Annotated in this window: 18 protein-coding genes; 1 reads left to right on the top strand and 17 read right to left on the bottom strand. The window is 33.7% G+C overall.

The genetic code is table 11. The annotated features are described in order from the left end of the window. Positions 1 to 114: 114 nt before the first annotated feature. From G9C87_RS00970 to G9C87_RS00910, 13 genes are all read right to left on the bottom strand, one after another. Positions 115 to 561: a hypothetical protein gene (locus G9C87_RS00970; RefSeq protein WP_172277013.1), complete on the bottom strand. Its 447-nt coding sequence runs from the start codon at positions 559 to 561 to the stop codon at positions 115 to 117. 127 nt (positions 562 to 688) lie between these two features. Further along, positions 689 to 1021: a hypothetical protein gene (locus G9C87_RS00965; RefSeq protein WP_172277010.1), complete on the bottom strand. Its 333-nt coding sequence runs from the start codon at positions 1019 to 1021 to the stop codon at positions 689 to 691. Positions 1022 to 1426: 405 nt separating this feature from the next. Continuing rightward, positions 1427 to 1822 carry a hypothetical protein gene (locus G9C87_RS00960; protein WP_172277007.1) on the bottom strand — a complete coding sequence of 132 codons (396 nt, stop codon included), beginning with the start codon at positions 1820 to 1822 and terminating at the stop codon, positions 1427 to 1429. Positions 1823 to 2346: 524 nt separating this feature from the next. After that, positions 2347 to 2748, bottom strand: a complete 402-nt coding sequence (locus tag G9C87_RS00955; RefSeq protein ID WP_172277004.1) for a hypothetical protein — start codon at positions 2746 to 2748, stop codon at positions 2347 to 2349. A 662-nt stretch (positions 2749 to 3410) separates the two neighbouring features. Next, the gene (locus G9C87_RS00950) at positions 3411 to 3851 is read right to left on the bottom strand and encodes a hypothetical protein (RefSeq protein ID WP_172277001.1); all 441 of its coding nucleotides are present in this window, start codon (positions 3849 to 3851) and stop codon (positions 3411 to 3413) included. Positions 3852 to 4308: 457 nt separating this feature from the next. After that, the gene (locus tag G9C87_RS00945) at positions 4309 to 4632 is read right to left on the bottom strand and encodes a hypothetical protein (protein ID WP_172276998.1); all 324 of its coding nucleotides are present in this window, start codon (positions 4630 to 4632) and stop codon (positions 4309 to 4311) included. 424 nt (positions 4633 to 5056) lie between these two features. After that, a complete protein-coding gene (locus tag G9C87_RS00940; RefSeq protein WP_172276996.1) occupies positions 5057 to 5716 on the bottom strand; it encodes a hypothetical protein in 660 nt (219 codons plus the stop codon). Positions 5717 to 6024: 308 nt separating this feature from the next. Continuing rightward, the gene (locus G9C87_RS00935) at positions 6025 to 6738 is read right to left on the bottom strand and encodes a hypothetical protein (RefSeq protein WP_172276993.1); all 714 of its coding nucleotides are present in this window, start codon (positions 6736 to 6738) and stop codon (positions 6025 to 6027) included. A gap of 100 nt (positions 6739 to 6838) precedes the next feature. After that, positions 6839 to 7504: a hypothetical protein gene (locus G9C87_RS00930; RefSeq protein ID WP_172276990.1), complete on the bottom strand. Its 666-nt coding sequence runs from the start codon at positions 7502 to 7504 to the stop codon at positions 6839 to 6841. A 526-nt stretch (positions 7505 to 8030) separates the two neighbouring features. Next, the gene (locus tag G9C87_RS00925) at positions 8031 to 8348 is read right to left on the bottom strand and encodes an enoyl-CoA hydratase (protein ID WP_172276987.1); all 318 of its coding nucleotides are present in this window, start codon (positions 8346 to 8348) and stop codon (positions 8031 to 8033) included. 3 nt (positions 8349 to 8351) lie between these two features. After that, positions 8352 to 12011: a DUF6443 domain-containing protein gene (locus tag G9C87_RS00920; RefSeq protein WP_172276984.1), complete on the bottom strand. Its 3660-nt coding sequence runs from the start codon at positions 12009 to 12011 to the stop codon at positions 8352 to 8354. A gap of 75 nt (positions 12012 to 12086) precedes the next feature. Next, positions 12087 to 14903, bottom strand: coding sequence for a hypothetical protein (locus G9C87_RS00915; protein WP_172276981.1), 2817 nt, complete (start codon positions 14901 to 14903; stop codon positions 12087 to 12089). Between the two features lie 6 nt (positions 14904 to 14909). Then, positions 14910 to 16532, bottom strand: coding sequence for a T9SS type A sorting domain-containing protein (locus tag G9C87_RS00910; protein ID WP_172276979.1), 1623 nt, complete (start codon positions 16530 to 16532; stop codon positions 14910 to 14912). Positions 16533 to 16891: 359 nt separating this feature from the next. On the opposite strand from G9C87_RS00910, the gene G9C87_RS00905 reads away from it, so the two are divergent. Continuing rightward, positions 16892 to 17737, top strand: a complete 846-nt coding sequence (locus G9C87_RS00905; RefSeq protein WP_172276976.1) for a prephenate dehydrogenase — start codon at positions 16892 to 16894, stop codon at positions 17735 to 17737. Between the two features lie 360 nt (positions 17738 to 18097). Here the strand turns inward: G9C87_RS00905 and G9C87_RS00900 are convergent, their stop codons facing one another. The 4 genes from G9C87_RS00900 to G9C87_RS00885 form a co-directional block, all read right to left on the bottom strand. Next, the gene (locus G9C87_RS00900; RefSeq protein WP_172276973.1) at positions 18098 to 19516 is read right to left on the bottom strand and encodes an L-serine ammonia-lyase; all 1419 of its coding nucleotides are present in this window, start codon (positions 19514 to 19516) and stop codon (positions 18098 to 18100) included. Between the two features lie 95 nt (positions 19517 to 19611). Further along, complete coding sequence (locus tag G9C87_RS00895; RefSeq protein ID WP_172276970.1) at positions 19612 to 20958, bottom strand: ammonium transporter; 1347 nt, start codon at positions 20956 to 20958, stop codon at positions 19612 to 19614. Positions 20959 to 21058: 100 nt separating this feature from the next. Continuing rightward, positions 21059 to 21706, bottom strand: a complete 648-nt coding sequence (locus G9C87_RS00890; protein ID WP_172276967.1) for an alpha/beta hydrolase — start codon at positions 21704 to 21706, stop codon at positions 21059 to 21061. Positions 21707 to 21778: 72 nt separating this feature from the next. Then, positions 21779 to 22405 carry a YceI family protein gene (locus G9C87_RS00885; RefSeq protein WP_172276964.1) on the bottom strand — a complete coding sequence of 209 codons (627 nt, stop codon included), beginning with the start codon at positions 22403 to 22405 and terminating at the stop codon, positions 21779 to 21781. Positions 22406 to 22453 lie beyond the last annotated feature (48 nt).

The following is a 22453-nucleotide window of genomic DNA, read 5'->3' as shown; positions in this document are numbered from 1 at the left end:
TCTAGAGCCGGTCTTTTTTGTTTATTCGAAGTTAAAAATTTAGATAGTTTGAGGTTATTATTTTAGCGCAAAGTCATACCAAGGAAAATGTAACTGAACACATAAAAAATGACTTTATGCAGGATCTGCAAATCCTACTGAAAGCATACCGAATAGTATTAAAAAATAATAATTGTATTCATCTTTTCTATTAAAAGATACATCATACTTGTTATTTAAAAAAGTAGATGCATCTTTTATTACCCCAATCTCTTCATTATTTAATAAACATACAGCTTCATATTTTAGTATACTAAATTTTTCCTTTATGGAAAGTGTATTATTATCCATAATGAGCGTATTATTTTTTACTAGAAGTGTTTTGTTTAAATTTTGATGTAATATCCTTATTTTTCTTTTAAAGAAAATATTAAATATTTTGAAAACTAATAATTCTTCATTATTGATTCCTAAAATTCTTTTTTTATTTAAATAAAAGTGTCCAAATATTACTTTTAAAATCAATTTATCATTTTCAAAAAATTCTGAAGCATCAGAATGAATCTTAACAGAATAATTCATAACATTATTACTCAGAGCTTATTACAATTCTCAATAGCACGAACATCTTGTTGTTGCATATTTATACATTACAAATCTAGTCCAAAAGATAAAAAAAATCCGATACCCTTATTTTATCTGATTTTTATCACCATTTATGAGCTAGATATTCTTCAAACGGAGTATCCCAAAATGTTGGAGGTGAACAGAATTCCGTTAATTCGGAAAGTATGTCCTGCATCCTTTCCTCATAAATTGGATTACTTCCATAATCATTATGATCATATTCAATATGTTTATTATTGACAAATTTCCTAAAATCTTCATTTAAGGTCAGGCCTTCATCTCTAAGCTTGTTTATCCCTATGAAGAAATTATGCGTTAATGTTCTAAAATCCTTGTTATCTAAAGTTGAAACTGTTTTAAAGTCTAACCTTTCAAATAAAATGTTGAGTTGATCACCGATCATACTAAATTCCATAATGATATTCTTTGTTGTATGTGATGTTTTTATTGAAAAATAACGAAATTTCAATGGAAATATAATGAAAGATCCGGAATATATACGTCCCGAACTGTTTAATATATTATTAATTTCCCTACAACATGAAAGAACCCATCAGCAACAAGAAAATGTTAAACACACGGCTATTAACATCTTATTATTTACTTTTTAATTTAACTTTTGTTCAAAGATCTTTAAAGACCATATTTCTATAGAATTAAATTCGTGTAATTGTAACAAACAACCTTAATAAAAATCCGAGAAATTAATACTTTATAGGATTTATTACGAGTTGTTAATCTAATTTATTCGGGCACGAGCGTGACGCTCGCGCCAGCAGGGGCATTAGTATTCAATGCCCTAATTTTAACTTAGTAATTATTAAAATGTATTTTTTAAAGATCCTAAATAAAGACTAAAAAAAATAAACCCTAACAACGAGATAGTAGCATAAATAATTAATAGAATATCAGCTATTATTTTTGTCGTTTTACTTAAATTTTGTACTCTTTCTTTAATCTCTTCATAAGAGGTAAATTTCCAATATCTTAATCCTATCAATAAAATAAAGGGTAAAGCATATACTAATACAAAATATTTATTTGATGGTAAAGTCTTTGTACCATAAAAATGATCTAAAATCATTAATATAAATACTAAATTCAAGAATGGCAAACCAAGAGTCATTACAATTCCATATCCTTTTTCAGCTCCATCTTTATTGAAATGTTTATAAAAATTAACTATTTGGTAATATAAGTAATCAATAAGTATCATATATAATTTTTAATAGCCCATGGCTGCGTTAAATTTTCTTTGTTCTTCCGCTTTAACGCCGTCGTTATAATATTTATTCACGGCTCCTTCAATATGCTGCCCTATGTCTTTTCCTGTTACCAATGTGGTAATTCAATTGGCAAGAAAATAAGTCCCTGCTATAGCCTGTCACCACGCTGGCGCGAGCGTCACGCTCGTTGTCCATTCACTAATTACAAATTTAAATCTATTTCAAAAATTTCCTGATCATCGTTATAGTAATTTTTTGCATTACTATATTTCCTTAAGGTCCTGTTATAAAACCACTTTCAATAGGTTCTAATAATTGTAATCTAACTTTTGTTCAAAAACCTTTAAAGACCATAAATAGTGTAATTCTAAAAACAACCTTAATAAAAATCCGAGAAAGTGTGCCTTCTCGGATTTATAATGAGTTGTTAATCTAATTTATTCAGACACAAGCGTGACGCTCACGCCGGCAGGGGCCAGCAGGGTAAACTAACACGTCAGAAACATTACATTATTTATTGACAATCTTTAATTATAATACTTAAATTTTCACGATTAATATATGAGTCGTTTAACATTTTTAAAAGATTATAAACTAAAAATACTAAACGACCTATTTCAGACATTCTATAATTTACTTTATAAATCTTTGTATTAAATTTTATTTTTTCGAAACGAGTTGAATATTTTTGAAGTTCTTTCTCATCAGGTTCTTTATACCATTTTCTTAATATTTCATTTAAATAATTTTCTAAAATATTGTTTAAATCTTGTATTTTATTCTCTGAGATTATATATTTTTTTGATATACTGTCATCTTCTAAAAAATACATGAAAAATTTAGAAAATAAATAATATGAGAGATTGGAATCAATTAATACTTCTGAATCATTATTTTTAAAAATTATTTCTTTCATTGTGGTAGTATATGATTAATTATTTGACCTTGCGAATTATAAACTTTTAGATGAGCCTTTGAAACTTTATATTTACAGCTTTAAAAATATCCAAATAAGTATTGGCTACATCTGGGCCTGGAACATAATGACCTGATAAATTATTAATATTAACAATATTTCCACTTCTTATTTTTAATTCCCCCACGGTGGCGCGAGCGTCACGCTCGTTGCCCACTCACTAATTACAAATTTAAATCTATTTCCAAAATTTCATGATCATCGTTATAGTAATTTCTTGCACTGCTATGTTTCCATTCATAAGGTTCTGTTACAAAAAACACTTTCAATAGGATTCTGATGGATGTAATTTAATTTTGCTCAAAGACCTTTAAAGACCATATTTCAATAGGTTTGTTATGTTGTTGCCAAAATTGAAATCTTTTCAATATTTAAATTTCTTTTACCTGCTAAAGTATTCCATTCTCATAAAACTATCTATTCAAAATACTGTAGCAAAACTTATAAAATATGCCCCGTCTTTCTCCTAATAAAAATCCGAGAAAGTGTACCTTCTCGGATTTATATGTAGATTGTTAATCTTTATTTGGACACGAGCGTGACGCTCGCGCCAGCAGGAGGGGCTCGCGCCAGCAGGAGGGGCTCGCGCCAGGGGGATGATATTATTTATTCACTTTTGTAAACTCATATTTCTGCATATCATCTGGATCACCATCCCATATGAAAATATTCCAAGGCGGATTATTTCCATTAATTCCTTGTCCTGAAATATAAAATACAATTTCTCCTTCTCCTCCATCGTGCAATTCATATTTTATATAAACTCCACTGTTTATATTATCAATAATACCACTTTCAGCATCTTCTGTAAACTGCCAAGTTCCTTCTGCATTTAATTTTTTATTTTCATTTTTTGGAAAGCTACTGATTTTATGATAATCAATCCCTTTTAAAGTACAAGTCCCATTTTTATGCAATATGATATATGCTTCATCAGAAGACTTCCAAATACCTGTAAAGTCCGCTTTTTCTGGTTTAGAATCTGTACAACTTAAGATAATTGATAAAAATGCGATTAATATATATTTTAAGTTTGTTTTCATTTTAGATATAATACTTCTGTCCAGTTAAATGATTGAGTTGTTTTAGACCCCCAAACTGTTTCCCCCACGATGACACGAGTGCCACGCTCGTTGCCCATTCACTAATTACAAATTTAAATCTATTTCCAAATTTCATGATCATCATTATAGTAATTTCTTGTACTGCTATATTTACATTCATAAGGTTCTCATAGACCTTTAAAGACCATATTTCAATAGGTTTGTTATGTTGTTGCCAAAATTGTAATCTTTCAATATTTGAATTTCTTTTGCCTGCTAAAGTATTCCATTCTCGTAAAACTATCTATCCAAAATACTGTAGCAAAACTTATAAAATATGCCCCGTCTTTTTCCTAATAAAAATCCGAGAAAGTGTACCTTCTCGGATTTATATGTAGATTGTTAATCTTTATTTGGACATGAGCGTGACGCTCGCGCCAGCAGGGTCAAAATATTATTATTTACTATTTTCTTCGTTCTTAAATACGTAATCTAATAAAATAGTTGAATAATCTTCAGTAAAAAAAAATACTAGAGTCATTTCTTCCTTTTGTACACTTACCATCTTAACCTTCTCAATCAGGTTTCTTTTTATCTGACATAGATCATTAAAAATACTTGAAGTTAATTCTTTTGTGGCTTTTTCTTTGGCTAATTTGTTTCTTCCTTCATATAATGTAATTAATTCGTCAACAATTAACGAATGATTAGAATATGAAATTTCAAAATCCTTTAAACTAGGATTATATGCTTGGATTTTATTATAAATTAATTCTTTCATCTTATTAATAAAACTGCCACACATAGGGATTCATGCGGCTACATTTTTTATAGATTATTAATCTAATTTACTTTGAGCTTGCATCAAAGGAAAATTTTCATCAATTAGGTATTCAATTAAATTTGCTTGATAGATATTCCAGTTAATATCACCTGTAATTAACCAATTTACAATTCCTTTATCTATTAGATTAGATAAATCATCTTTTACATGATCACCATTATAGTAATTTCTTGCACTGCTATATTCCCATTCATAAGGTTCTGTTACAAAATCACTTTAAAGGGTTCTGATAAATCCTTGTAATCCTAAAAACAGCCTTAATAAAAATCCGAGAAAATAATACTTTCTCGAATTTATTATAAGTTGTTGATCTAATTTATCAGACACGAACCTGACGCTCACTAGCCGGGGAGGAACTGATTTAAGGTTCAATTACATCCTCAGTAAATATCTCATTAGTTCCTAAACTTTTATCTTCTACTTTTAGCATTTCGGAAAACAAACCCTTAATTATAATTTTTTTCATCATAGGAATCTCTAATTTGAAGAGATAATTATTTTTATTCTTTTCACTTTCAATTTTTGATTCTTTTAAAATGTTATTGTTCTCATCCATTATAACATAATAGAATTTTGCCGATAGAACAGTTTCTTTTGATTTTGGAGTACAAAAAAAATAGCTAACATTTTTCTTACTTTTATTTGCTACATAAAATTTACTTCTTGTTGAGTCAATATCGTTGTTTTTATAAAAAATGAACTGGTTTACTTTTTCTGTATTTTCAAAATTGAGATATTGTATTTTAATTTTATTACTTTCCTTATTTACATCTTGTATATTCCACCAACCCGTTTTTTTATTTAATTTTTTACTTATATAGCCATCAATCATAAATTTATTATTACTACCAGCAATCTTAATTAAGGTATCAGCCTCCACTTTCCGAAGATTATCATATTGGTCCAAATTTGTAATATCATTAAATATAATTTTTGAACTTGAAAAGTTTTTATCATACTCTTTTTTACAAGATAATATAGATAAAAACAAAAAAAATAATACTATCTTATTTCTTTTCATTTGCTATTTATTTTTTATTGCCCAATTGTGTAGGGAATCTTATGTATTGTATCAATTAATTCACTTGCATCTTGATTCCCCCTGCTACGGCAAGAATCCTTTCGTGTGGTTTAAATTTTATAAATCAAATATCCTAAAAACTACAATGTTATTTAAAAAACCTTTTCACTAAAATAAGCTACCGTATTACTATCAACTCATCATTATATACTTTTAGATAAAGATATAAATGAGATAGTTTATTTAGAATAATTATAATAAAATACCGCACGAAAAGATTCGTGTGGTAATGATTTACCAGCCGCCATTTATTTCACAAATATTTTATCTGCTGCAAGCATTATACTATTACTTTTGTCATCACTGAACTCAGAAAATTTTGTCACTATACCTATCACACTTTCATTCTCATTAATAGGAATAGAGCAAGAATAATAACTATTATTTTCTTTACATATTAATGTTTCCTCTTTAATAACCTTTCTTCTGACTGAATCAGAAATAGTATAATTAAACTCTACTAATTTTGTTTTAAATTTTGAAACAGGAAAGTAAAAACTGAAATTGAACCTATCTTTATCAAATGATTTAGTATAAAATTTACTTGCATCTTCATACAATTTTCCATCTCTATATATCTTAATTTGATTCTCAATCTGTTTATTTAGAAAAATATATTCTATTTCATACTTTTCTCCAGTTCTTTTATTTCTAAATTTCCACCAATCTTGCTTAGAGTTGTAATGAGTATTTATATTACCTTCCAGAGTATACTCTTTATTCTTTCCATTAATTTTCGCAATAGAATCGTTAATTCTTGTTTTTGATATTATTTTGTAATTACTGAGCTCAGCTAATTTCAAAATATTTTCTTCTTGTTGTTTTTTACAACTGGAAAATGAAAAGACAAGAAAAATCCCAATATATTTTATTTTACCAACCATAAGTTTTAACGCCAGTTTATGAGAGGGAACTAATATTATCGCTTTTAATAAAATGTAAAACCTGATATAAACCTTCATAAGGCAATCCTTGCTCTAAATGAGTTATTAATCTAATTTATTCAGGCACGAGCGTGACGTTCGCGCCAGCGGGGATAACTATTTTATTATTTAAAAAATTCTATTTAATTATTTTTTCCGGAAAAAAATCTCTTAAATCAATAGCTGGAATAATAGTGTTACAATTTGTATTTGTTGTACTCTTATCGCTGTTCATTTTTGAAACGTTACTTAAAATATCATCTATATTTTCATAAATAACATTACCTATTAAATCAACGTCTATTGTATTACAGTAATTTTTAGTATCCTGAAAAGTAATCCATGAAGTATAGTTACCTTTTTTCGGAGGAGGAGGTGGCATGTAATAATATTTCATAAAATATTCATAATTAAAATCTTTACCCAATATTATCATCGAAGGAATAAGTCTATTTTCATCAATACGTAAAGCAATATTATAAATAGATTTCTTTACATTATAATTATACACACCTTGTGCGTGATTAGTTAAAATACCTTTATTATATTTTTTAGAAAAAAATATAATATTAGCTCTCCCACTAACGTTCATTTTAGGAATTGAATTAAAATCCTTTCTATTCAGCACATAAAATATTGTATATTTATTATTTTCGAAGATTTTTATAATATTTCTTTTTTCTGTTTTTAAATTAACAGTAAACTCTTTGTCATTTATATCAATCATTTTCATTTGAGAAAAGACATTCATACCAATAACTAAAGCTAATAATATTATTATTTTATTTAATTGTTTTAACACCATATTTTGTAATTATTATATTAAAATTTTGTTGAATAGCTGTACCATTCCTGTATTCCCCACGCTGGCGCGAGCATCACGCTCGTTGCCCATTCACTAATTACAAATTTAAATATATTTCCAAAATTTCATGATCATCATTATAGTAGTTTCTTACACTACCATATTTCCATTCATAAGGTTCTGTTACAAAAAACACTTTCAATAGGATTCTGACGGATGTAATTTAATTTTGCTCAAAGACCTTTAAAGACCATATTTCAATAGGTTTGTTATGTTGTTGCCAAAATTGAAATCTTTTCACTATTTGAATTTCTTTTGCCTGCTAAAGTATTCCATTCTCGTAAAACTATCTATCCAAAATACTGTAGCAAAACTTATAAAATATGCCCCGTCTTTCTCCTAATAAAAATCCGAGAAAGTGTACCTTCTCGGATTTATATATAGATTGTTAATCTTATTCGGGCACGAGCGTAACGCTCGCGCCAGCAGGGGAAAGAAATTCTGCAAATTTCATTCTTCCTTTGAATTAATCTTCTAAATATCCTATAATTTTACTCCAATCTTCACTAAAAAAAAAGAGACCAGAATAGTTTTTACCACAAATATCCACTCCTTTTAATAAAATTCCAGAATAACTTTCAAAACCAATAATTAATTGATGCAGTTGATCAGCAAGTTTATAATTTTTATTATCAATAGCAATTCTTTCTCTGATTTTATATACTACAATCATATTTTCTCTCTCAAATTTTCCATTACTTACTCTTATATGATAATTATCAAATTCGTCAGATAAATTAACGCTGTGTTTTATCAAATTAAAAATATCTTTTTTTGTTTTCATTTGTTAAGGTTTTACATATTGTACATTTGCTCTTATCACAGGTCCGAAGATTAACCATTCATTTTCTTGCATTTTCCTTCCTTCACGTAAAACATTTGGTATTGCATTAACTCCTATTTTAAATCTTTTTGATAATATAACTCCAGATGCATTTCCTAATGGACCTTTAGCAAAATGACGAGCAGTTCCTATATCTGTTGTCCAAGATGTAAAAACTGAATAATTATCACCTATGGCGTGATCATCCATATCCCAATGAGCAGTTTCTCCATTTCTTAAGCCATTAGGTATAGCAATTCCAAATAGTGCTTCATTATATGCTTGGCGTTGAATTTCAGTAGAGCCTGCAGAAGATACTCCTCTATATAATAATATACCATTACGATTTGTATCCCCTCTTGATATTTCCCCACTTATCGAGACATCTATAGTTGCGTCAAATTGCTTTGTCCAGTTAAATTCCGGTTCTCCAATCATTGTAGGCACGAATATAGCTCCTACTGTAAGACCAGCCGTAGAAAACAAACCAGTCCCAACAGCTGCTCTAGATGATTCGGTAACAACTCCTTCCGGAATTAAAGCCATACTTATTATCGTTGCTTTTACTGCATGTCCGGAAGAAGTACTTTTCTTTCCACCAAAAAGATTACTAAAGAAATTACCAATTCTTTGTATTAAATTGGGACCGTCATTTTTTTTCGGAGTAGGATCGCCACCGCCACCGCCACCATCAGTTCTAATATAAAAATTACCCATTTCATCTTCTAACCCCAGAAATTTTAAAATACCGGAACGGCTTCCAGGTCCCACATATTCCACCATACCCGGAGTGGCTCCATGGTAAAGCGACATTCCTTCGCCACTGCTGTCCGGAGCTTTTATTTTCCTCCCATCAGGATCGATAAACATAATAGGATTATTAGCGGCATAATTATAAGGGGTAAGCCTTCTGTATTGCTCTGCTAATGGATCAATTACACCCCATCTTCCAATATCGGACATGTACATTCTGGCACCATAATCACTCCATCCTGTTTCTTTTTGTAATTCTTTGCCGTTGTATCCATAACTGTAGGCTGGATTACCTCCTAAGCTGTTATAGCCTTGATGATTTAGTCCAAAAGGGTAATAGTTATTTTCTTCAACAATCTGGGTTCCTGCTCCATTTTTTGTATAACTTATACGCACATTTCCTAAATGGTCACTATAGCTGTAAATATACTTATTATTTTCAAAATTATAGTATCCTTCGGAGGTTGGAACAAATTTTAAAGTAAGAGGTGCCGTTGGCTTAATAATGCTCGCTGTGTTTTCATATTGGAATCCATCTACATATTCTGTTATAGTAAAGGTTTCTAAATTCTCTTCTCCCGAACCATACAGGTAAGTCTTCTTAAGCTTAACACCGTCTGCCCTGTATAAATATCTGGTATTAACATTGTATTCAGCATCCTGGGTTCCGGAAAGCCTTGGATTATAGGTTTTATCAAACATCACATAATCCGGTAGGTTCAGAAAATTATAATCAATCTGTAAAACTCCTTTGTCCACATGGTTCTTCATATTTCCATTATCATCATACGTGATCATTGTTCCTGAGCTATCCGGATATCCGGCATAATTTCCGGATGAATCCTTAACAGTGTTGAGCTTATTTCCGCTGTATGTATAAGTTAAATTATCTATTAATCCAGCCGCTCCCACTGAGTTTTTTCCATTCCTCTGCAATGAAGTAATATTGCTATTCATATCATATACAACCGACTCATTGTATAAATTGTTCTCTGGAACAGAAGCATTAGGTTCCGAATAGGTTCCCTTCTTTAATCTATTCAAAGGATCATATTGATAATTATACCTTCTTAAAACCTGATCAGCCGCAGTTTTCCAGGTTACTTCAGCAATATTGCCGTTATATTTACCTGTGGACAATGAAGTATTGGCAGGATTCTGATATTTTAGCTCATATCCAAATAGTTTGGTTCCCAGATTACCGGGATCGTTCATTTTAATTACAGAACCTCTTACATTATAAGTGTAATCGATACTTTGCAAATTGTTCCCTACTTTTTTCTGAGACAGTTGTAATAATTCATTGTAAAAGTTTTCAGCAAGAAGTTCCTGAGGCTGGCCATTGACCTGATGCCATTGTTTTTTCAGCCTGTTCTGGTTGTCATATTCATAAGTTTGGGTAATAATTTTTTCAGTGTCTGCTACCAACCTTTTATGATATACCTTCGACTGCTTTGTTATGCCTGCAAAGTCAAATTCTGTTTCTGTTTTGGTATAGCCTCCCAAGTGATTAATAGAATATCCTCCGATAGCCCGTCCTTTATTGTCGTAATACACATAATTCTTTGTCCATTTATCGTCTTCAATATTTTTCACCATTGACATAACAGGAAGGCCTTTGGTATTTACAGAAGTATTTTGTACATCCGTTATCACCGTCTGGTTCAATATAGTAGATGGAAAAGCAGGGTTGAAACTATATGAAGGATAGGTATCATAATAGTTAACACTTATTATTTTGAGATTTATTTTCGGAAAAGCATTTTGGGTATAATAAATATCTATTCCATTTGCTGTAAAGGAAGATGAGCTTCTCTCTTCATTATTGGCAGGATTTACTGTAATCCCATTAACCGAGTTTTGCAACGCTGATCTTAATTCTGTACTCGGATAAAATCCTGTATATGTAACTCTTCCATACTTATCATACTTCGTAAACATCCATCCTTTTGCTCCAAAAGTATTGGTAGTTGTCCTTAGGTTAGCATCCTGTGTTAGAATTATCCGGTCCTGCTGATCATAAATGATATATTCCCAGCCCTTTCCCGGTAATTTTTTTTCAACGAGCTTCCCTACGCCGTCGTAACGATATTGATAACAAAGGGCATCCAATTTAGTCTGATCGGGTGCTGTTGTAGCAACAGCCAATGGAGGTAATACATATACCAACTGGCCAAATTCATTATATAAATAGTAAGTATCTATGTCTTTTGTTCCATCGTTTTTCCTTACCAAGACCGTTTTTCCTTCACCATTTTTAAACTCCGTGGTCGTGTTTAGATCCTCATCAGTAATGGTTGTTTTCATTAACTGATTTGCAGCATAGTTTCCAGACAGGGCAATTCCGGAATCAGTTCTGTTTTCAAGCCAATTTGTGGTAATGGTATATTTTTTCACTTCACCATTAATATTGGTATCGTAGCCCATATCAATAGGTTTCTGTGCCCAGGCCGTACCAACCGAAATTACTTGTTTCACACGATTGGTATATACATTATCGTAGATCTTTTCGGAATAAATCTTTTCATTTCCATATCCCGCAGCCGAAGCATTATCAAGGGGATTTCCATAAATGGCCCCATCTTGTGTTCCCGGCTGAGGTATAGGAAGATAATCTTTAACCTGTTTTCCAAGTGGATTATATTCAATAGGAGTCACTACATCCCTTCCAAGGGGAGTGGCTTTTATCGCAATGGTCTGAACAGGTCTCCCAAGTCCATCAAAATATTCTACGGTTTCTGTTTTCCTGACACAGTCCGCATCAAGACAATTTTTAGTATAAATAAAATTCTCAGCAGTGCTGGGGTATGTTTGTGCAAAAGATGATCCCGCTACAAACAATATGGTAAAAATATTTAAAATTCTTTTCATAAGTTTTGATTTTGTATTATGTATTATGTACTCATGCATTTACTTAATACATTTTTAATTAAGTACATTATACATCTACTGTTTGTAGTTATATTGATATTCCTGCAGTGTTTTACCTTCAGCATTGGTTACTTTAATCAATCGATTCGCATTATCGTATACGTTAGTTATTCTGATTCCGTTCGCCGAAATACTATTGGTAACACCAATTAATGGGTCGTAAGTAGTTGCTGTTATGCTAAAATCTTTTAAGGCGATGTCATTTCTCAGGTTTTCTAAGGCCGTTAAAAAAGCAGGTTCGGTTGCAGGATTGTCACGGTCATTATTAGATGCTGTAATAGCTGCCTTTACAGTGGCCAGATTAGCTACCTGTGGATACGTTGCACCCGAGATCACAGCAATAGGTTGGCTTTGGTAATATCCCCAAATGGTTGTGGTAGGAATTCCGTTTTTTGCTGTAGTTTGTACAAGGTTTCCTTTATTATCATAAATATCTAAAGTCCCACCTCCCATCGCTGTTTGATTTTCCATATTATAGCTAATCATGGAAGTGGGATAAAGATGAGCAGCATTGTCAAATTTTGTTTCCGCTTTTCCTATAAGCTTGCCGTTTTTTTTAACAGAAGTTTCCAATGGAACATCTACCATATTTGCCGTCAGAAGTTTCTGAATCCCTTTATCAGCAGGATAAAGAATCGTTTTTTCCACAATAGTTCCATCTGATAAGGTTTCTTTTGAAGAAGTCATATTGTTGTAAATATCTTCAAACTGGCTTTCAGAAGAGCTTACCAATTTTTTGGTAGTTCCAGCAATATAATTTTCAGTAGTGGAAGACTGTTTAGAGATATTGATCTTTTTTACAGGGTTTCCATTAAAGTTGATATTAGCAAGTGGCACATCTTTATAGGTGTATTGCATTTCAGATTTCTGCAAAAGTTGATTGGTAGGACTATAGTCTTCCTTTTTTTGTAAGAGTCCCATTGTAAAAAGGTAGTCACTCATACTTTTATCATCGTCACTACTAAAAGAAGATGGAAGACCTAAAAAAGTGGTATAAGGATAAAAATAATATTTTGAATAACTCTTATCAATCATATTTGTGGCCTTAATATTCGTATATCCTACTGGCGTCGTTGCCTTCGGACTGCCTTCTAAATACTGCATATTTACGGAATAATTTACTCCAAAGCCACTGGATAATAATGGATCGGTAAAAGTAGCATAATCATAGAGTGTATAACTTATAGGTATTGTAGAACCTGGATTGAAATTTTTAATGCTTTTAATTCTTAATCCATTTCCATAAATATTTTTATCTTTTCTCTGCTGCTTAGGGGCATATATTTCCACGGTTCCATATCCTTTTTTTAAACCTGAAAATTTAACATTAAGAGGGTCTGAATTGAAAAAATTAAATCGATCTACGTCAAAACATTCTTGTTGAGTTACCGGATTTACAAATTTATTTGGAGTTTGATTATTGATCGTATATTTTATGTCGTATATAATACCAGGGTGTCCGGGAGCAGAAGGATGAAGAGTATAATTGTATTTTATAAATAGATCACTTTGATATCCCACTGGTAAAGTAATTGTATAAAGGCTTGATACTTGAGTATCAAAATTTAAAGTGTATATTTTATCAAAATCATAATTATCATAGTAGCAATTGGCTCCTGAGCAATTGTTTGACCCGGCAGAAGAATGTGATTCGAATTCATATTCTGTAATTCCTCCGGTAGGTAAAATAATACGTTTTAAAGAACCATAGTTAACTGTATTACGGTTGGTGAAATAAGGAGTGCGCAATTCTCCATCATCCATATTACAAGGATCGTAATAAGATGGATATCCAAAATTATCTATCAACATATTTGGTCCGGAATAGTTCTCATTATTGTATTCAAAACTAAATTTCTGTACAGGATTATTATTTTTATCTATGTTGATCAGCTCTTTTAAATACCCTGTATTGGTAAAGCCGTATTGATTAATAATTTGGTTTTGAGTGTTCTTTAGTATTACTTTTTTCAACACATACCAATCTTTGTCACCAGGTGAATTAAGGTTAGTGGGTGTACCATTGTTAACATAATCATATTCAATACTACCAACTCCATTAATCAATATTTTCTTTATTTTTTGAGTTTGGAGAGTTCCGGATGGTTGGGTAATATTCTCTGTAGCAGTCAAGTATTCAATCGTAGCGACCTCTTCATTTTTGACATTGAAAATTTTTGACAGAAAAAATCCGCTATTGATAAATTTGGTTTTCTGTGCTATAGCTATAGGAGTTGTATCGAAACCATCACCTATATACATTTTATTAATATTCGTTTTGTCAAATAGGTAACGGTTTCCTTTAGTATCTACGATGGTAAATGATTTTACTTTATTAGGTTTTGCATTATCTTTGGTAACAATGATCTTATCATTGGAAGGCATAGTATGAACACCTATTAATTCACCACTCGTCTTATCCATTCCAATATAAAACTTTCCACTTCCACCTGGATAATCATAATAATATACATCAGACCAGGCCTCTTTGGCAGTTCCTGTTGGAATATAAAAATCAGTATCAACTGTCGTTTTATTTCTCACAATATTTCCTATTGGAGATAGATTCCATCCTTTTCCGACATCACTGATAAGGTTAAAGGATGAACCGCTAACTGCAGTATAACTTAGGGACAAATTGATATTAACTCCCGTTGTTGGTACTGTAACATTAAATAACGGAAAAGAAATATTGGGTATGCCCTGAAACAAATTAGCATCACCGTTGGTTACATAATCATACTTTTGAAGTCCTATTTTATCTTGTGCTGAGATACTAATAATGCCCAAAAGAGCTATTAATATAAAAATATTGCGTTCTATTTTTTTCATCTTATATTATTTCTTAATCAATTTAGAATTCGCTGTTTTATTCGTATCTGTCTTGATGACCACCAGGTAAGCACCTTGTATCAACGGCTGCGTATTAATCTTTGTTACCTTATTCTTGGTTTTTAGATTCTGAAGCTGTCTTCCTCCCATATCATACAAAGTAATATCCGCTTCCCTGAAATCAAAGCCTATTTCCACATAAGCATAATCTGATACCGGATTCGGGTAGATCTTGATGTCTTGTTTTTCAATTAACTGATCCAATTGCTTGTCTCCCAGCTTCACAATCTTCCAGTTCTCCTTCCCTAATTCCTCTGCACTGGTTCCTGCTAAAATGATGGAACCATCCCTGTTCAGCTTAATATCTGATAACCTTTCCTCTCTCTTTCTGGATTCTCCCTTTACATGCTTTCTCCACTGTTCATTTCCATTACTGTCCAAATACAGCATCCAGAATGTTTCATCATCTGCTTCTATTCTTCCTTCTGCCTGTGTATATCCGCCTAATAAAATTCCTTTAGTTGAGGGTTGAGAGTTGTCAGTTGATAGCTGATTTAGGGCAGTCATACCCATCAAAACATCCCTGTTTTTGAAATTGTAGGACTTCTGCCACTGTTCATCTCCTCTTTCATTTAAAGAAACCAACCACAAATCTGTTCCTTCTTCTATTCCTACTGTTTTGTTTCCGGATCTCTCACTTCTGGATTCTCCTCCGATGATATAACCGTTTGAGGTTAAAGCCAGTGTTCTTAGATGGTCATCTCCTTTTCCTCCCAGGTTCTTTTCCCATTCTACCTTTCCCTCTTTGTTTAGTTTTACGATCCAGTAATCTCCTTCACCAAAGTTTTCAGTTGTTTTTGCATAACGGGATACGGAACCTGAGGTTCCTGTAGCTGAGTTTTGATTCCCGGAATCGGAAACACGAAACTCTGAACTTCTTGAATAGATTCCCAGAAGTGCTCCTCCGTCTCTTGTGGGGATCATCTTTTCCACTTCATCTAATCCCCTTCCTCCTAAAATAAGTTGTGAGAGTTCTTTTCCATTTTTATCAAGTCTGATAATCAGGATATCTTTTGAACCATAGCCTTTGGGTGCATTCTGAACATTTCCGGCTACAACAAATCCTAAATCTGTGGTTTGGATAACCGCTCTGGCTTCTTCATCAGCACTTGTTCCTAAAGTCTTCTGCCACAATTCATCTCCAAATTCATTAATTCTAATGAGCCAGATATCTGATCCTCCTTTCGAGTCATCTTTTTTATCCGATCCCTTTCCGGAATATGAGGTTCCCGAAACCAAAAAGCCTCCCTCCTGGGTAGCTACGGTAGAAGACAAATAATCATGATTGTTTCCTGAGAAATATTTTTCCCAAACCTGGTCTCCCTGTTGGTTCAGTTTCACCAAATGAAAGTCGTAACCATTATTTTGCTGGGTACTTCCAGCATCTTTCTTTTGATTTGCTGCCTGTATGACACTTCCTGTTATCAAATACTGCTGATCGATTGTTGTGGTTACCTGGCTTAAGAAATCCTGGGTAGAAGATTTGATATCTTTTTGCCAAACCACTTCCTGGGCCGATAGCCCGGAAATAATGCACATAGAAAGTACACTGAAGTAGAGTTTTTTCATGCCTTGTGTTTAATTGTTAAATTCATTTTTTATAATTGCCGCAAAAGTAATCTTTTTTATCTCACAAGGAAAAGACTTATCGAAAATTTTTGACTTCATCTTTTTCATTTGTACAAAGTTAGCTTTGAATTGCGACAAAACTCGTCGCATTATAAAACCAAAAGTCTTTCCTCACAAGCAAAACTTTCTATCAAAATCATATTTATCATTTCAAAAATATTTTATACCTTCGCTTCATGATTACAAATAACGGAACATATTACTATAGAATATTTAACTCAGATCTGGGATAGAGATTCTTATATATGATATACAACCTCGTCCTAGGACGGGGTTTTTTATTTTAAAATGAAAAGAAAATGAAAATAAGTATTGTCGGTGTAGGTCTCATTGGAGGCTCTATCGCTTTAAAATTGAGAGAAAAAGGAATTGCCGATTTTATCTACGGAATAGACAACAGCAGCAGGCACCTTGATGAGGCATTAAGCTTACATATCATTGATGCCAAGGTAGACCTGGAATACGGAATCAGGAATTCCGATCTTGTGATTATTGCTATTCCGGTTGATTCCGCGAGAAAGCTTTTACCTACAGTTTTAGATCTGGTATCAGGCACCCAAACGGTAATGGATGCAGGATCCACCAAAGCAGGAATTGTAAGCGGCGTAAAAGATCACCCGAACAGGTCTAGGTTTGTAGCTTTCCACCCGATGTGGGGTACGGAAAACAGCGGACCGAAATCAGCCGTTGCAGAGAGCTTCTCAGGAAAAGCCGGGGTGATATGCAACAAAGAAGAATCCGCAGAAGACGCTCTTGCCCTCGTTCAGAAAATTGTAGAAGGCCTGGATATGCACCTTATTTATATGAATGCTGAAGACCACGATGTCCATACCGCGTACATCTCTCATATCTCTCACATCACATCCTACGCCTTAGCCAACACTGTATTGGAAAAAGAAAAAGAGGAAGACACTATCTTCCAGCTGGCAAGTTCGGGTTTCTCGAGTACGGTAAGGCTAGCCAAATCCCATCCGGAAATGTGGGTTCCGATCTTTAAACAAAATAAAGAAAATGTTCTGGATGTCCTTAATGAACATATTTCGCAGCTACGCAAGTTTAAGGCTGCTCTGGAAAAAGAGAATTACGAATACTTAACGGAGCTGATCTCCAATGCTAATAAAATAAGAGGAATACTGGATAAGTAATCCTCTTATTGAATATTTTTCTTTGTTATTTCGATGAAGGAGAATCATCCATCGTAACTTTAGTAATTGATTTTATCTTTTCTTTTGTCTTGAAACAAAAGAAACAAAAATTCAAGACTGGAAACTGCGGCTAAAAATGAATCCTGTTCTCTAAAAATTCTATAACTCGTGCGGATTTGAAGTATGTTTATTATTAACTTTTCTCTCCGCACTCAGACAGTAGAATTTTTTTAACGTTCACAGCATTCATTTTCTTAACGCCTACGTTTCCTAGGTCACTAATAAAAAGTACATCTTTTTAACTTATAGAGCTTTAAAACTGTCTGTTTAAAAGAAAAATTACTTTTGTGACAAATATTTCTAGCACTCCGGAACATTGACTGCAATAGCCAACCCTCCTTCCGAAGTTTCTTTAAAACGGTCACTCATCGATTGAGCTGTTTCCCACATCGTCTGAATAACTTCATCCAAAGTTACCCTCGCTTTTGCAGGATCACTTTCAAGAGCGATATTGGCTGCGGTGATCGCTTTCATCGCTCCCATTGTATTTCTTTCAATACACGGAATCTGCACCAATCCTTTGATCGGATCACAGGTAAGACCCAAATGATGTTCCATAGCGATTTCAGCCGCCATCAGCACCTGTCCTACACTTCCGCCTAAAATTTCAGTAAGTCCCGCTGCCGCCATAGCAGAAGATACTCCAACCTCAGCCTGGCATCCTCCCATAGCCGCGGAGATCGTGGCATTCTTTTTAAACAGGGTCCCGATTTCTCCGGCAACCAGTAAGAATCTTACAATATCATCCTCACTCGTGAATGGCGTGAAAGCTTGAGCATACATTAAAACGGCAGGAATAACACCACTCGCTCCGTTTGTAGGTGCTGTAATGATCCTTCCGAAGCTTGCATTCTCTTCATTGACAGCCAAAGCGAAGCAGGCAATCCATTTATTGATATTGGTGAAATTTTCTTCGGCATCTACTACCAGCTGAAACCATTCGTCAATATTCTTATATATTTTATCCCCTAAAAGTTTTCTGTTGATTCCGGCTGCCCTTCTGGTTACATTTAAACCACCAGGCAAAATTCCTTCTTTGTTGACTCCTTTGTAGATGCATTCTTTGATCTGTGTCCAGATATTCAATGCTTCCTGTCTGGTTTCTTCCTGGGTCCTCCAGCTTTCTTCATTGATCATGATCAGGTCTGAAAACTTTTCAAGCCCTAACTTATCACAATATTTTATAACATCTGAACCGTGATGACAAGGGTATAATGTGCGGACACAATGTTTTTGGATCGAATTTTTTTCCTGGCTCGCAATGAATCCTCCTCCTACGGAATAGAAGTCCTGGACCAGTTCGGTTCCATCTTCGAAAACGGCTCTGAAAATCATTCCGTTCGGATGGAAATCGAGGGATTTTTGCATATTGAGAACCAGATGATAGCCATAGATAAAAGGAATTTCTTTTTCTCCACCCAGATTGATGATCTCATCTCTTTTTATTTTCTCAATTTTCTCATCAATTTTTGAAGTGTTGATCGTCTTGTAATCCTCACCATTCAATCCCAGCATTCCCGCGATATCTGTACCATGTCCTATCCCGGTTTTTGCTAAAGAACCGAAAAATTCAAGAAAGACCTCTTTCACCTCTGCGATCGATCTTTCTCTCTTTATAATTCTGATAAATGCAGAAGCTGCATTCCATGGTCCCATCGTATGCGAACTGGACGGGCCTATACCTACTTTAATAATCTCAAATACTGATATTGATTCCATAAAAGATTCATCATTTTCCTCATCACAAAGATACATGATAAATCGTTATTATGCTTCCCTTCACATAAGGATTAAAATAATTATTTAAGTGCCCGCTACCATTTGAGGCTTTCTTCATGCTGAGACATGTCCAGTCCCATATTTTCCGACTCTTCGGATACCCGAAGGGTAATCATTCTGTTCGTCAGCCGGTACAAAATCAGAGAGCCAAAAAATGCAAACACAGAAACCAGAACCAGCGCCATCATATGATGGGCAAATACTTCAATCCCTCCATGCAGAAGGCTTGCGTTTTCACCATGCGCAAAAATAGCGGTCAGGATCATTCCCATGATTCCCCCTACTCCATGGCATGCAAAAACATCCAGGGTATCGTCTATTTTTTTGAGTTTCTTCCAGTTCATCATCAGATTGGAAACAATAGCTGAAATAAATCCGATAAATAAGCTTTCCGGAACAGATACAAAGCCACATCCCGGGGTAATGGCAACCAGACCTACTACAGCACCGATGCATGCTCCTAATGCAGAAACACTCCTTCCGTTAATTCGGTCAAAAAGGATCCATGTCATCATCGCTGATGCCGAAGCTATAGTTGTGGTTCCGAAAGCTGTGGCAGCAGTTGCATTAGCTCCCAGTGCAGATCCGGCATTGAAACCAAACCAGCCGAACCAAAGCATTCCTGTTCCCAGAAGTACAAAAGGGATATTCGAAGGTTCATGGTGAGGGTTTTTCCTGTTTCCTACAACCATTGCTCCTGCCAAAGCAGCAAATCCTGCGCTCATATGCACTACGGTCCCGCCTGCAAAATCTTTGACACCAAAATATTTATTCAACAAACCGTCCGGATGCCATACCATATGGCAAAGGGGCGTATAAATGAATATACTGAAAAGAACCATGAACAGCAGATAGGAAATAAAGCGCACCCGTTCGGCAAAAGAACCGGTAATCAGTGCGGGAGTTATCACCGCAAACTTCATCTGAAAAAGAGCGAATAAAATAAACGGAATGGTAGAAGCCATCGCTTTGTGCGGCAAGACACCTACATGATTAAAAAAGGGGTAACTCAAGGGATTACCGATCAGTCCATAGTGCTCTCCGTTCATTTCAAAACCTATAGAATCACCGAATGACAAAGAAAATCCAACTACAACCCACAGAATAGAAATGACTCCTAAAGCAATAAAACTTTGCAACATGGTGGAGATTACATTCTTTTTACCCACCATTCCACCATAAAAGAAGGACAACCCCGGTGTCATCAGCAATACCAGTCCTGCTGCTGCTAAAATCCACGCCACATCAGCCCCTACGATCTTATCTTCGCTTAAAAACTCACCTGAATCCGGCAGGTCCGTTACCGGTGACCAAAACAAACCACCGATAGCAACCATTGATATCACCGCAAAGGACACGATCCATTTCAAACCAATTTTCATAAAAATCTATTTTAACCCTATCAAAAATAGGGATAAATTTCATAAAAACACATTTAAAAACAAAACAACCCTTAAATTTTAACATGTAATAATTTAAAATCTATTTCACAGGAAATATTTCATTTAAAATTTTAGATACTTCTTTTGATTTAGTAGCGGGAAAAAGATGGGTTCCACCCCGTATAATATAGTTCGGTTTTGAATTTTTCACAGGAAATACAATATCCCTGTCTCCTAATATCTGGATCACTTCAGGATTTTCATCAAACCTCCAATCTGAAATCTTTTCTATGGACCATTTCAGATAATAAGGATCTTTCACCCTGAAATACTGTAAAACCTTAGGATTTTTGGGATCAAAGAACTTCCTGAGCACAGAATATGCTGCTGTATTTTTTTCATTAAAAAAACGGGTAGGTAATATTTTCGGGATCCTGGTAATCTGTCCGGCTCTTATTAACCTCGATTTTTCTTTATCAGATTTAATACTTCCTAAAATCACTACTTTTTCAGCCGGTTTTATTTTATTGATCTCCTGCACCATAATTCCTCCAAAAGAATACCCCAACAGATAAAATGGTTCCGAATCATCAATCTTTGACGCCATTCTCTCAACGTATTGAGGAAAACTTTCGTTCAGCCCCGGAATGAGCCAGTCTATAAACACCACTTCCAGATGCACAGGAAACTGCAATTTTTCCAGCACTTTAAAATCTGCACCAAGTCCGCTTATTACATAGATTTTCATACTGCTAAAATAAAAAATATGGGTAACTATTGAAAGCTACCCATATTTAATTTATTGTTAAAGTAAAACCTTTTATTTTTTCTTTACAGGAACTCTGTTATCATTATCCAGCTTTTCTGTAGAAACTTTGAATTGGATATCCATTTCATCCTTAATGAAATAATCTTTTAAAGAAGACTGATAGAATACCTTGAAATCCCTTCTGTTCAATGAGAATTTAGCAGACTCAATCACTACCGTAAATTGTGTAACATATACGTTAGCAGGGAAAGTAATGGTCTTTCTCACTCCTTTTATCGTAACATCCCCATATACCGTGGAATTGTACTCACTATTTGCCAGAGGAATAATTTTAGTTAAGTGGAATTTCGCAATCGGAAACTTTTTAACTTCAAAGAAATTGGTACTTTTAAGGTCGTTGGTCAGCTTGATCTGATCTTCATCAGAAACGTCCCCCGCCATCAGACTTCTCATATCAATTATAAATTCACCGTCTACCAAAACCGTTTTATCAAAATTGAATTTTCCGCTTTTCAGTTTTACTGTTCCGGAATGCGATGTAGGCACGGTTTTTACAACCTTATATCCCCACCATCTGATCTCAGAAGAGGTCACCTTCGAAACCTTATCAAATTTTCTCTGAGCAGAAACAAATGATATACCTACGCACATCATAGCAAACAATAGTAGTCTTTTCATTCTTTTTTATTTACAATTCAACAAAAATAAAAAAAAGTGTAGAACTTC

This window comes from Chryseobacterium sp. LAM-KRS1 (assembly GCF_013184525.1).
In the GTDB taxonomy this organism is placed as follows: Bacteria; Bacteroidota; Bacteroidia; order Flavobacteriales; family Weeksellaceae; genus Chryseobacterium; species Chryseobacterium proteolyticum.
This window is presented reverse-complemented; position numbering and strand designations above follow the sequence as displayed.